The following is a 456-nucleotide window of genomic DNA, read 5'->3' on the forward strand; positions in this document are numbered from 1 at the left end:
AGCGTCGGGTCGACGGCGGTGAACTCGCCGTTGCGCGCGGCGACGAAGATGCTCAGCATCAGGTCGGCGATCGGGGCCGGGGCGCCGTGCGCCAGGACCTGCTCGCGGAAGGTGTCGTCGGGGACGACGGTGCGGGTGAAGGGCCGTCCGGTGGTCTGGGCCGCGATCTGGGCGATGGTGTCGAAGTCGAGCGCCGCCGGGCCGGTGAGCGGCGGGGTGGGCCCGTCGAAGCGAGCCTCTTCGGTGAGGATTGCCGCGGTGGCCTCGGCGAGGTCGTCGTGGCCGGTCCAGGCCACGGGGCCGTCGGCGGGGAGGGCGATGTCGCCGGTGTGGCGGGTGGACTGCAGGAGCTGCAGGGCGCTGGAGGCGTAGAAGCCGTTGCGCAGCGCGGTCCAGGGCAGGCCGGTGGCACGCAGCAGGTCTTCGGTTCGGGCGTGGTCGCGGCATGCCTGGAAG

At 73.7% G+C, this 456-nt stretch carries 1 protein-coding gene; it reads right to left on the minus strand.

Annotation, left to right across the window (positions count from 1 at the left end):
* Nucleotides 1-456, minus strand: a 456-nt coding sequence (locus JK359_RS38600) for an NmrA family NAD(P)-binding protein (RefSeq protein ID WP_443729100.1), incomplete at both ends; no start/stop codon positions are given.

It is taken from the genome of Streptomyces actinomycinicus, assembly GCF_016741775.1.
GTDB lineage: Bacteria > Actinomycetota > Actinomycetes > Streptomycetales > Streptomycetaceae > Streptomyces > Streptomyces actinomycinicus.